This window comes from Pseudoalteromonas sp. BSi20311, from assembly GCF_000239875.1.
Lineage (GTDB): Bacteria > Pseudomonadota > Gammaproteobacteria > Enterobacterales > Alteromonadaceae > Pseudoalteromonas.
Map to the genome: position 1 here is coordinate 26,703 of NZ_BADU01000113.1, position 12,728 is coordinate 39,430.

Consider the following 12,728-nt stretch of genomic DNA (forward strand, 5'->3'; position numbering starts at 1 on the left):
TAATCTTAATTAATCTTAATTAATCATCTAGGGTAATAAAAAATGAAAAAAACACTTTTAATCGCTGCACTTACCGCTCCTTTTTTAACTGGCTGTGTTATTGCTGTATCCGATGGCGAAGCAGAGGGTCATTGGGCAGGTAATAGCTCTTCAAGTTGGCAGGCAACACATAAAAACAATCGTGAAATCATTTCAGGCTTGGCAATGGATAGTTCGTATCAGTCGGTATTAAACCAACTAAAAACACCTAACTTCACTGAATTATTAAAAAAACAGGATGATGTTTACCAAGTCTTGTTTTACGCAACACACAGCATTCATTCAGATGGAAAAATGACCAAGGATGAATGCACACCATTAGTATTTAAAAATGACAAATTAGTGGGTATTGGCAGCTCAGCACTATCAATGCTGACAAACTAAACGCTCATATGTTCCTATGGGCGCCAATTCAATCGCATTGCGCCCTGACTTTTTAGCATTATATAAACCTGAGTCAGCCTCTTCTAGCAATGCCTTCTCTGTGTATGCTTGACTGCTCTCACTTGAGGCAATACCAATGCTAATAGTAATGTGTGAAGCATTTAACGATGCGTTGTGTTCTATATTCAAATCATTAATGGCTTCACGTAACTTATTAGCAAATGCAATCGCGCCTTGCTGATTGGTTTCTGGTAATACGGCTACAAACTCTTCGCCACCATAGCGGGCAACAAAATCACTGCCTCGCTCACATTGCGCAGCTAACGTTTGCGCCACTGTTTTTAAACACTCATCGCCAGCACGATGACCGTAACAGTCGTTATAGCGCTTAAAGTGGTCAATATCGATAAGCAATACACACATGGAAGAGTTATTACGCTTACTTCTTCGCCACTCCCGCTCTAAATTTTCATCTAAATAACGTCTATTCGGTATTTCTGTTAAACCGTCAATAGACGCAAGCATTTCTAATAAGTCGTTTTTTTGCTTAATGAGTAATTGGTTGCGCACACGCACTTTAACAATTGAGGCACAAAATGGCTTAACAATGTAATCCATTGCGCCTAACTCTAAGCCTTTTGCTTCGTCTTCATGGGAGCTATTCGCTGAGATAAAAATAATGGGGATGGCATGGCTTAAACTGCTTTCTTTAAGTTCCACCAGCACGTCGTAACCATTCATGCCAGGCATCATGATGTCTAAAATAATTAAATCTACTTGTGTGTGCTTAACAAATGCCAACGCCTCTTCACCACTTGTCACTAAGTAAATCTCATGCTCATCACTTAAGGTTTTTTCTAAAATGATTCGGTTAAGCGCATCGTCATCTACGATTAATATTTTTGCTTTATTTATCATTGCTTACATCTAAACTTTTTATATAAATTTGCACTTGCTCTAACTGTATTATTAATTCTTTAATTGCAGCTGCGGCGTGCTCGCCGCCCGCTTTTAATACCTGCTCAGTGTGTTGAGCACACAATAATAATCGGTTAAAACCTAAATTTCCTGCTATCCCTTTTAAACTATGCACTAAGCGTACCATTTCAATACTAGGGTTGTTGTTTTGAAGCCCAGTTGAATATGACTCACTTAATCTCGCTAACTTGTCCAACATACTGTGCAGTACAGAGTGATCATCGTCAAACTGAGACAAAGCAAAGGCTTTATCAAAAAAACGAGGCGCTGTGATACCAAGACTAGCCATTGCTGTAAATAAAACTGGCGCAACTACAGGCTTAATTAAATGTTTATTCATCCCACTATTGAGTGAACGCTCAATGTCGGCTGGTTCACTATGCGCAGTTAATGCAAAAATAGGTAATTGCTGAGCGTCAAACTGTTGGCGTATTATCTCAGTCGCTTGATAGCCATCAATATTGGGCATTTGAATATCCATTAAGACTAAGTCGGGGCGTAATACACTCACCAATTCAATCCCTTTTTGCGGGTCATTGGTCGTAACAATATTTACTCCGGCTTGACTCAAAATACTGCTAATAATATCGAGGTTCAATGGATTATCGTCTATCGCTAATACTAATATTCCTGCGACTTTATCACGCGGTTTTTGCGCTTTATTTTCAATTACCTTCGTTATTTTTTGCGAGCTTAAATTAAGTAATCGCTGTGCAAGTGCACTTGAGGGTAAGAACTGGGTAATAAAAGAGTCATTTATTGGTGGCTGTTCGTCTTGATTATTCACAATTACAACAACTGAAATAGTAGCTGTGCGCAGTGTTGTTTTTATTTTTGGTGTTAAAAAGGCCGACAGCTCACACCCATCAATGATTATTGTGTGCGCTTGCAGCAAACATTCTGGCTCAGCGATTGCCCTATTAAGCGTTTGGTTATTAATAACAGGATGCGCTTTAATTACTTGATTAAGTAACGTACTTTTAGCGCTAGTAATAACTAATAACTTATTTTCATCACAGCCAAGCTTGCTAGTATCGGTCGCTAAATCGAGCGTGAAGTAAAAGTGGCAACCTTGTCCTTTATCACTATTCAGTGAAATCTCCCCGCCCATTAATGCCACACTGTGTTTTACAATCGCCAGCCCTAAACCCACCCCTTGATGTTGACGAGTGGATGATTCATCGCCTTGGGTGAAGGCATCAAATAAACGGCGCTGATCAGCTTGAGCAATTCCCTCACCAGTATCTATAACTCCAAAACAGATACGCTGTAACTCATCACGGCTACTTGGCTGTAACTGCATTTTTAATGTCACGTTGCCTGCAGGAGTAAATTTAACGGCATTGGTTAATAAGTTACCCAACACTTGTTGCAAACGAATGGTGTCGCCAACTAAAAAGGGGGAAATATGTGGATCGATATCAATTTGTAGCTGTATCTGTTTAGCTTGGCATAAAGGCAAAATTAAGCTTTCGCAGGTATCAATCAAATCAACTAGGCATAATGGCGCTAATTGCAGCGTTGCTTCATTACTTTCAACACGCGCAAAATCAAGCATACTATTTAGCATTTGTAATAAATTATTGGCTGCATACGTCGCTTGGCTGGTCTGTTGCAATTGTCGCTGCGTTAATCCATGCTCTGCTAACATATCTAGTAACCCAAGTATGGCATTGAGGGGAGTACGTATTTCGTGGCTTAAATTAGCAATAAAGCGACTTTTAGCCAAAGTGGCTCGCTCTGCATCATCTTTGGCTTTAGTCAGCTCAGTAACATCTTGAATATGAATAACATAATATAGCGGCTGAGCATTCTCATTCCAAATTAATGACATACTCAACTGCAACCAAGCATTTAATTGAGTGTGCGCAAAAGTTAAATGAAACACCTGTTTTTTGTTGTGCAGTAGTTGCTGCAGTAAGGCTTCGAGTTCTTGCCACTGCGTGTCACTAAATAGTGTATCAAACGGGGTATCTGTTAATTGATGATGTTTGGTAAACAGTTTTCGCGCAGCTTTATTAACCTGTAAAATAGCGTATTCAAGTGAAAGTAAAAACACCCCATTAGCAGCAAATTCAATGGCACTTCTAAATTTAGATTCCGACTCTTTTAATGCATATAGAGTATGTTGCTGCGCAGTAATATCGCGACCAATTCCCATTGTGCCTAGCAATTGGCGCTGTTCATCATAAAACGGAGCAATCGTTAACTGATAAGTTTGCTTAGCAACGTCTATACGCTGCTGAATTTGCATTTTATGCTGTAATGCTTGCTGTTCCAGCAGCTTAATTTGCTCGTAGTTGTGACTAACACTGTGGACCTGTTGACCAATAAGTTCGCTTTGGCTCTTACCTATAAACTGCTCAAATGCTTTATTACAACCTAAAAAGGTGCCGTCTGTATTTTTAAAATATATAAAGTCAGGCACGCTGTTAAGTACTGTATTTAGCAGAGCTAAATGCCGCTCTTTTGTTTGGTCGCTATGTTTTAATTTTTCAGATTTGAGCTGCACCTGCTCATCTAACTTTTTATTAGCATTTTGCAATGAAATAACTAAACGATCATTTTTCGCAAAAATAGCTTTCACCCTAGCAAACCAAGGCTGCCAATTTAATGGTATTTTGTAATTTAAATATCCCGAGTTGTCATCGTTATGATGCTCTAAGTAACGCATTAGCTCTGTCATAGGTCTGATAAATATACGCTTGCTTAACCAAAAAAAGACATAAAACATCAAACATAAAAATAACGCTAATGAAATAAACTCCAACACGACTTCTTGCACAAGGCTGCTGGTCAGTGTTTGCTCATCAGCAAGAAACCCTAAATGAATCGGGGTCTGATCTGAGGGTTGAATTAAAAAAAGCGGTTCAGACAGGGTCGTACGCTTTGGTGAGCGCGTATTAATTTGAGGCCAGTATGTCGAAAAATTTATTGCTTGGTTAATTGACTGCTGTGAACTGGCAATAATTTGATTTGCTTGATTAATAAAAACATACTCACCTTGCTTAGAGGTGATTTTGTTTAACCAGCCAGAGATGGCCTGCAAGTCATAAATTAAAATAATATAATCAGAAGAATTTCGCTCACGCTGACGCCCAATCGCAAAATATGCTTTATTACCTAGATTAATGACTGCACTCGAAGCCAATTTGGCTGCTGACGGTAAGGGTTTAAAGTCGCCATTCAATAGCGGGGTAAATATATTATTTTGTGTATTGTCGCGCCGAGTTAAGTATGCAAACCCACGTTCATCAACATACGCAACAGAATGCACAGATGAAAGCAGCGCTAAGGTGGTATTAAAAGAGGGTGCAAGCGATATTACCTGCTGCCACTGTAACAGTGCCGACTCAGAAGAACTAAACTGACCTTTACCTACAATTTCACCGTTTAAATGGTCAAATTGGCGATAGTAGTAATGCTCATATTGGTTAATGTTTGCTGTGAGACTATGATTTTCTACAAGAAAAGTTTGCTTGTTATACATAACAAACATTTCATCAAGCAAATCACTCATTGCTTGCATATCATGATCAAGCTGCGCCGATAATGCATTAAAATCAGTGGTCTTTTTTGTTATTGCGCGTTCCATTTTTATATTATAAAAATGCAAACACAAAAAAGAAGCCACTAATAAAGGCAGTGCTAACGCCACAAAAACAGAGCGGTGATAATGTTTTAACGGTAAAAAATTCAACGACTCGCCCAATTATTGGCTCAAAAATCAAACAGTAGACTATCGAGCCAAGGTGTTAAGCGCAAGTTATAAATTCTCCTCGGCAAACGACGCTAGTCGGCTTCTTACCACACCATTAAGATTAACAGTAGCACCGCCTTCAAAATGCTTAAATCGCTCTACAATATAAGTAAGCCCTGAGGTAACTGCGGTTAAGTAATTACTGTCTATTTGAGCTAAATTTCCGGTACAAATGAGTTTAGTTCCTTCACCGCAGCGGGTAATAATGGTTTTGAGCTGAGACGCTGTTAAGTTTTGGCTTTCATCTAAAATCACCCCCGAATTGATATAATACTATCATACCCTCAATAAACTTGAACAAAAAAGTTTTTACACACATACTCTAGCTAAGAATCAAAGGTGAACGAAAATGATACTTCGAAATACAACAAAAACTAAAATAATTAAAACATCAGTCAACTTTGGAAAAGGAATGTCTTTTCACCTCGATAAATCAGGGCAACCTATTAAGACTGAAAAAGGCATCAGAACTCACTCATATAGGCACGATAAAATAGAACCTAATTTTCCAGTGCTATATCACCCGACTCGCTTCACCGAATGCCAAGAAATGAACTTATTTTTAATGCACCGCTTTGAAGGTCATTTCAGTCTCAAAAAGAATCAAATAGACAATGAGGCTTTTAGTGACGCTTATCATGCCAGCCAACCGGGAAAGCCATTAGATGTTAAGTCTGTTCGCAGTATAGCTAAGCACTTAAAAGCTTTCTTAGATTGGTTGGATAAAGATGATGCATCCTATTTTGAAGTAATAGCTGCACCACTTTCAAAACAATCTGTAGATGATGATATTTCTAGGTTACCTGTGTGGAGATATCACAAACATTTATGTGAAAGAGTCGAAACCAAAGATAAGTCTAAACGCATAAGCTTTAACAGCGCTCAAGAACGAATTAGAGCTGTTAAAGCATTCTATATATGGAGCCATAAGCGCGGAGCTATAGATAGCCTCCCCTTCTCACTTGAATACAAACAGGTACGTATTAAATCGAAAGCTAAATCAGGTGTCAGTTCGTTGTTTCAATTACCTACCAGCAACAATCGTTCTGGGGGCTTATGGAAATGGGTCAGTAATTTGAGCATTCCAAATACATTGAAACAAAAAGAAGACTCACCAGACAAAGGTCTACAACCATATTCTCCAAAAGAACTTAAACAGTTACTGGAGACGAATACAGCTCAAAAAGAGACTTATAAACTTTATTTGCAGTGTGCCTTGTTAGGTGGACTTCGATCTTTTGAAATTTCGGCCATCGACCAGAAAGACCTCTTTAACCCTGATGAAAAAGAAAACGAGAAACGTATTCCAAAATTGAACATTGTACGAAAAGGACATAAGCCAGTGAGATTAACAATAGCGCGAGTTCTAATGAAGCTTTTGTACAATCACACTTTGACAATTCAAAATATGAAGCGACGTACCAAACATGAGACTAATCATGGTATGGACAATAGCGAACATCCGCTTCCTTTGTTTATGAATAGTTCAGGATCGCGGATAAGCGAAGATACACCGGGGAATACTATTTCCATAGTTAGAAAAGAACAAAGGAAGCAGGGATTAGAAATACTATTACGCACATTCCATGACTTACGCGCTACCTTTGCTACTTATGTCGCTAAATACCTAATTGACAAAGGTGAATCAGAAAGTTCCATCCGACAAACACTAATGACTTTGATGAGTCACGAAAGCTTTAAAACAACCAAACGTTACATCGACTTTGCCAAAAGTGTATCAGTGGATGCATACGGAGCGATGTCAGAGTGGGTAAAAGATATCTACGGTGATGTTAACGAATTGCTTATGCGTGAGGCTGAAGATGCTACAGCAAGTTAAAACGCGGAAGTCCAATCGTATTCCTGCTAGATTTAAACCTCATTCAATTGTTCTAGCCGAACAGTTAGACGTTTTATTTAACAGGGCATATGACAAAGAAAGCAATATTAGCACAGGTGACGACACTGCTATTTCAATGAGTCGCTTGCGGAATGCTTGTGTCAGTTTACAGCACATTCTTCCTCTAGCCCTTAATAAGGTTAGTGCAGATACTGCGACATCAATTCAAACTTCGGGATTAAATGCTCTATCAGACTTTGAAATTTGGCAAGAACTGGAATACTTTTGCATTAATGAAATAAATGATGTCAAGCTACCTAGTTATGCTACTCGTATAGAAGAAGCTTTAGAAAACATAGCTAAGTTTCATTTTTATGATAACGCTATCAACGCTCCTTTTAGGCTAGTAAATGGGGCTACTTCAATCGACATAACTAAATTATTCGAACTTGAATTCCATCAAGTAAAAGAGACTCGTAAATTACTAAAAAAATATCTGGACTATCTCGTCCTTCCAGAATTAAGCCTCAAAGATTCTTCTATTAGAGACAACATCCTCAAAACTGCGACTGCTATTATAAATATTTGTCTACATGATACTTTTAAGAATACTGAACGCGTCAAACTGCCATTATTGGCAACATTAAAGGATAGGGAATTCGTTTCATCATTTATATGCAATCACAACTTCCGTACTTTTTTAAAATTTATACTACCCGATGTGTGGGGTAAAGCTAGAGTCAATCAATTTAAAACTGAAGCCGAAGTGATAGGGTATGCACAAAGCATATCATCCAAATTTGGCAATGAAGTTGATGCTTTTTTGAAAAATCAGATAGCAAGCGCTTCGGAAGCTAATACAACAAGAGTTAGATCCTCAACTTTATCATTTCCAAGGTGGTTGAATAGTGCTGGTAGCGTAGCATCACCAATAATTAAGCTGCTTAGTGAGCGTGGAATTCAAGGGTTTGCAGAAAATGGCCTTCAGGGATTTAAATACCTTTATAAGCATTACCAAGAAGAAACTCAAAATAACCAGCAGTTTTTACTGCTACTAAACGCTGCATTGGACCTTTACCACTTTGTTACGGGTGAAAAAATCGCAAAGGAAAGTTTATTACCCTACTCATTGGGCTATTACCTTAAAGAAAGTGACACTACCGAATGGCAGAAGCATGAGTGGGTATATGACAATGCCTATAAATTTTATCAAAACCTAGTCGAATACCATAAAGTTTTTACAAAGCGAATTGATGGCGAGAGCATAGGCATCGTCACTCTCAAAGGTTACATAGGTAGTATGGCTAGCGCATTGAAAGAAAATGCATCATCATTAACAGATGAACAAATGAAGCTTATTGCCAATCATGGGGTTCATGCTTTTGTTGAAAATAACTGTGAGATACTAAAGGCTATAAGAGAGGCAATTCAACTAAAATCAAAACAAGGCGATTTGTCGGTTTTTGTTGGTAATCAATATCAGAGCGCTATCGACAAATTACTATCGTTTTATGGTCTAGATACTATTAAAAGCTTTCCGGTCAACACCGAATTAACTGCACAACATCAAGAGCAACTCTCTCAGAATCAAGATAAGCTCTACTCATATAGAGAAGTAGTAGAATTAGCATATTACATAGAAAAAGGGCTTTCTGAGACCTTACTCACAATTAAAGACAAAGTTACACTTTATGCAGCAAAAGTCATATTGAAAACTGGTTGGAATTCAACTCCTACGCTAGAGCTTGATACTGACGACTTATTTTTCTTTAACACGCCATTACATTCAAGTAAAACTCCTGCTCTTCGTTTATTTAAACGCCGAGCTAATTATCAAACACAATGGCATAAATTTGAAATTAAAGCCGAAGATCTAGAAAAAGAAGGCGTCTTATACGGCGACGTTGTCGAACCAGTAATATTTGATATTAAGGCTGCGACTAAACTTACGTCTATTTACCGCCCTTCTATTGAGAACCTATCAAAAAGAATTTTTGTTTTTCCCAAAGTAAATAGTATTGGAGAAGTAAAGATTCAATTATTAACAGCATCACGTTTCAAGACCACTATAGATAGGATATTGACTGAGCTTGGGTGTGATATCGTATTTAATTCGCAAAAGATCAGAAAATCAGGGCTTAACTACATTTACCGAAAAGTTGCCAAAGAATTTAAGTGGTATCAAAAAGCTGGCAAGCACTCTTATGAAACGTTCTTGCGTCATTATTTAATGCAAGATAACAAAGATGTTGCAATGACAATCAACAGAGCGACAAAAACAATGGCAGACTATTTTGTTCGCGATGTTACCGACAAAGTAATCATTTTGCAGACTCCACCAGAAGACGGTAAAAAAGTCCCGAATGGCACATGCATTAACTCAAAAGATAAATCCGCAGTAGTGGCATTCGAATCACAAAACAGGAAATTATTAGACCAGCGAGATACAAACGAGCATGCATGTGCCGACTTTAACGCATGCTTGTGGTGTCCGTTCTATCGCTGTGTTGCTGACGCATTGCATGTTTGGAAACTTTTGTCATACCGGGATTTTGTTGTTGCTGATATGGAAAACTCAGCCGCAACATTTGACTCTATAACAGAGCAACTGGAAAACATAGAGCAGTTGAAAAATAGGGTTAACGAAATATTAGCTGATATTGCCAAGCTTAATGCTCAAGCTGTGACTGATGGAAAAGAACTATTGAGAACAGAGGGTATTCATCCTCATTGGAAAAACACAGGTTTGCTATGACCAAAGAGATAACTAAAACAAAACTACTTGATATCGCTGTTGTAAAAACACATACAGGTCAAATCACTATAAAACCTTTGGTTCAGGTGTTAGAAGATTTTAAAGTTGATGATACTAGCGCTTTTAATTCGATTGCTTTGTGGGAAAACAGAGCATTGAATATTGCTAAACATGGCACTATTCACTTTGGCGATGACACTTGGATAAGCTATGAAGAAACGCAAAGAAATGTGAATTTTAAAGGTGTTGATGAATTAGCATATCAAATTCGAATTTATTCACTAATTAAACTCACACATGGTGATGTTGTAGGCGGTAAACCTCTAAAAATCTCTACACTTCAAAATGATGTAACGTATCTAAATTTATTTGCAGCCTTCTTAAGACAAAGAGGTTATCACTCATTTCATGAGTTGGAGTTCAAATCTGACTTAGTTATTAGGAATCTCATAAAAGACTATTTATATGAAGTCAGGAAAATAGCTATTTACAGACAATCACACTCATTTACTAAACTATTTGACGTGCAGCGCAGCTTTCGTCTTTTTGGCCCTAAGGTGTGTAGTGTTTTTATTGATGTACTTAACCAACTAAACGAGTTACACCATCCGAGACCAGTCACTTATTCGCACCCTGTCATTCCTACTAAAGTAATGAAAAAAATTCTGAAGTTTGCAGAAAAAATAGTTGAAAACTCTAAGGATAAGATAGAACGATGGCTAGAATTAAATGCACGCTTAATAGATAGTTTAAATGAAGGCTCCGTTGAACCACCGCCCAAAATTAGTACAGGTGAGCTAATAGCAAAACATGTAAGAAACTTACCCGATGAAGTGGAATTCATTCAATTATCCGAAGAATTAGAAGATTTAAAATTAGCCACATACATTAATATCTTGGCCTATACAGGCATGAGATATAACGAAGTACTTACATGCAAGGTTGGCTGTGCCAATTACAAAGATGATATTTATTACATTACGGCAATCATGACCAAAACCGACAACAGTAAGGTTGAGATGGAATGGTTTTCAAACGCTGAAGTACATGAGTGTGTTGGTATTTACGAAAAATATGTGTTCGGTATGCAAGAAAGGGCAAAAGCTGTACTTTCTTCATGCAGAGCCAATATAACAAGTAGTCAAGCACACAACTTGAAAGAAGGGTTAGAAAGAAACCGTCTTTTCGGGGTTTCACATAGTAGCTGTAGTGTTAGTTTTAGCGATGCTGGGCGATTCACAAAATTTGAGGTTAAAAACAGTGAAAACATTGAGCTTTTTGACTTAACTCTAGACGATGATGATATAGCAGAGCTTGAACGCCTTGAATCTAACTACAAAGAAGTTAGAGGAGAGAATAGAGGTGTCCCATACGAAGAAGGCGATACGTTTAGATTAACCGCTCACATGTTTCGACATACGTTGGCCTACTTTGTCATTGCCAATAAATTAGGTGAGCTTGATGATATTAGATATCAATTTAAACATTTAACCAGCCTAATGACGTTTGTTTATACTCGAAGAGCATTTTTGGCCTCAACAACTTTAATTAAAACTACTGAAGAGTTTAATGAGATTTTAATTGACCGTGTTGCAGAAGAGTTAATAGATGAAGCCGAGTCACAATCACTTAAAGGTGGTGCTGGTGAGCAAATTAATAAAACATCTAAAGATCTGATAATAGGTATTACTGATAGTCAAAGTAAAGATTCGACTGTGATTAAGCAGATCCATTTCAGTTCAATTGAAGAACTGAAAAAATTTCTCGTCAAAAATATTAAAAACATACGTGGCTTGCCTACGGGGTACTGCACTGCGGGAGAAGCTTGCAAGATAAAAGGAGCAGGAATCCCTAGTGGCTGTGTGTATTGTGGTAGTAAAATCATTACCAAACGCCACAAGGTCAATTGGCAAGTGATAAAAAAAGATGCGACCCAGAAACTAGAGGCATATGCAGCATCAACCACAGAAGAGCAAGAAGATTACGAGCTATTTGCTATTCACTGGAAAAATAATATAGCAGCAGCTGACTATGTATTAGATGAAGGCAAAGCGCATACAAACCAAGGAGAACAAGCATGAGTAGCGCATATGATGATATAAAACGTGCTTTTGAAGAGATGAAATCTGATGGCAGCAAGATAACCAAAAATGCAGTAGCAACGAGAGCTAAAAGAAATATTGCGAATCTATCTAAAGAAGAAGAAAAATGGGTAAAGTTACGAGAAAGTATTGAAAAAGCTCAATTAACTTGGGAAGAAAAAAATAAAGATAATTTAATAAAACAACTCAGAACAAAGGTAGCCGAACTAAAAAGCAAGCTTGCTAAAGAAAAGCAAAAAAATAATATCGGCACTAAGGAAATCGATAATAAAGATACAAAGTTATTAGTGTTGTTGAGTGAAATGTACGCAGAAATAGATAAGCTCAAACTGATTAATGCCGATTTACAAAATCAACTTCAGCATTCAGGGCAACATACAGAAATAAGAGTGGATACGTCTACTGGTGAAATTATTGAATTAGTTTCAACGAAACAATAGATTAGATGTAGTAGATTAGATGTAGTAGATTAGATGTAGTAGCTCATATCTCAACTTACAGTTTTGTTGATTAGGCTTAGACTTCACCTGACAGGCAGCAAGAGCGAACAAGAGACGGTCAGAGTGATCTGGATATGTGAACTTAATTCTACAAAGAGGACGCTTAGCGACCCCGTTCATGCAATAAAATTGAGTTTAGGCAATCCGCATTAATTGTATAATGATATTTCTGCTTCTAAAGAGTATGTTTATGAGAACCATTGGAAAACTGGCAAAAGATTTAGATATCAATGTTGAAACAATCCGTTTCTATGAGCGCCAAGGTCTGATAGAGCAACCTTTAAAACCAGAGTCTGGTTACAGAATGTATGGCGATGCCCTTACCAGTCAACTCAAATTTATTCTGAAAGCTAAAGCATTAGGGTTTACT

Annotated in this window: 8 protein-coding genes and 1 pseudogene; 6 read left to right on the forward strand and 3 right to left on the reverse strand. The window is 37.7% G+C overall.

The features are described from left to right. The first annotated feature begins 42 nt into the window (after positions 1-42). Positions 43-423 (forward strand): DUF3192 domain-containing protein, encoded by a 381-nt coding sequence (locus P20311_RS12545; RefSeq protein WP_008113368.1) that lies wholly within the window; start codon positions 43-45, stop codon positions 421-423. Here P20311_RS12545 and P20311_RS12550 read toward each other — a convergent pair. The 3 genes and pseudogenes from P20311_RS12550 to P20311_RS12560 all read right to left on the reverse strand — a co-directional run. Beyond that, positions 406-1,341, reverse strand: a complete 936-nt coding sequence (locus P20311_RS12550) for a diguanylate cyclase (RefSeq protein WP_008113370.1) — start codon at positions 1,339-1,341, stop codon at positions 406-408. The genes P20311_RS12545 and P20311_RS12550 overlap by 18 nt on opposite strands. After that, on the reverse strand, positions 1,331-5,101 hold the full coding sequence (locus P20311_RS12555) for a PAS domain-containing hybrid sensor histidine kinase/response regulator (protein WP_036985162.1): 3,771 nt from the start codon (positions 5,099-5,101) through the stop codon (positions 1,331-1,333). Before P20311_RS12555 ends, P20311_RS12550 begins: the two co-directional genes overlap by 11 nt. Positions 5,102-5,167: 66 nt before the next feature. Then, a pseudogene (locus P20311_RS12560) lies at positions 5,168-5,425 on the reverse strand (PhoH family protein); the annotation flags it as partial. An 85-nt stretch (positions 5,426-5,510) separates the two neighbouring features. Between P20311_RS12560 and P20311_RS12565 the strand changes: the two are divergent. From P20311_RS12565 to P20311_RS12585, 5 genes are all read left to right on the forward strand, one after another. Then, a complete protein-coding gene (locus P20311_RS12565) occupies positions 5,511-7,001 on the forward strand; it encodes a site-specific integrase (RefSeq protein WP_008113382.1) in 1,491 nt (496 codons plus the stop codon). Continuing rightward, positions 6,985-9,756 carry a hypothetical protein gene (locus P20311_RS12570; protein ID WP_008113383.1) on the forward strand — a complete coding sequence of 924 codons (2,772 nt, stop codon included), beginning with the start codon at positions 6,985-6,987 and terminating at the stop codon, positions 9,754-9,756. Before P20311_RS12565 ends, P20311_RS12570 begins: the two co-directional genes overlap by 17 nt. Then, the gene (locus tag P20311_RS12575) at positions 9,753-11,837 is read left to right on the forward strand and encodes a hypothetical protein (protein ID WP_008113384.1); all 2,085 of its coding nucleotides are present in this window, start codon (positions 9,753-9,755) and stop codon (positions 11,835-11,837) included. The genes P20311_RS12570 and P20311_RS12575 overlap by 4 nt, the downstream gene beginning before the upstream one ends. After that, complete coding sequence (locus tag P20311_RS12580) at positions 11,834-12,298, forward strand: hypothetical protein (RefSeq protein WP_008113385.1); 465 nt, start codon at positions 11,834-11,836, stop codon at positions 12,296-12,298. The genes P20311_RS12575 and P20311_RS12580 overlap by 4 nt, the downstream gene beginning before the upstream one ends. 250 nt (positions 12,299-12,548) lie before the next feature. Continuing rightward, on the forward strand, positions 12,549-12,728 hold a 180-nt coding region (locus P20311_RS12585), incomplete at its 3' end, for a MerR family DNA-binding transcriptional regulator (protein ID WP_036985160.1).

What these genes read in the sequence shown, in the direction of transcription:
- P20311_RS12580 (WP_008113385.1), top strand. Translation starts at nt 11,834, where the DNA reads ATGAGTAGCGCATATGATGATATAAAACGTGCTTTTGAAGAGATGAAA.
- P20311_RS12550 (WP_008113370.1), bottom strand. Translation starts at nt 1,341, where the DNA reads ATGATAAATAAAGCAAAAATATTAATCGTAGATGACGATGCGCTTAAC.
- P20311_RS12575 (WP_008113384.1), top strand. Translation starts at nt 9,753, where the DNA reads ATGACCAAAGAGATAACTAAAACAAAACTACTTGATATCGCTGTTGTA.
- P20311_RS12545 (WP_008113368.1), top strand. Translation starts at nt 43, where the DNA reads ATGAAAAAAACACTTTTAATCGCTGCACTTACCGCTCCTTTTTTAACT.
- P20311_RS12570 (WP_008113383.1), top strand. Translation starts at nt 6,985, where the DNA reads ATGCTACAGCAAGTTAAAACGCGGAAGTCCAATCGTATTCCTGCTAGA.
- P20311_RS12565 (WP_008113382.1), top strand. Translation starts at nt 5,511, where the DNA reads ATGATACTTCGAAATACAACAAAAACTAAAATAATTAAAACATCAGTC.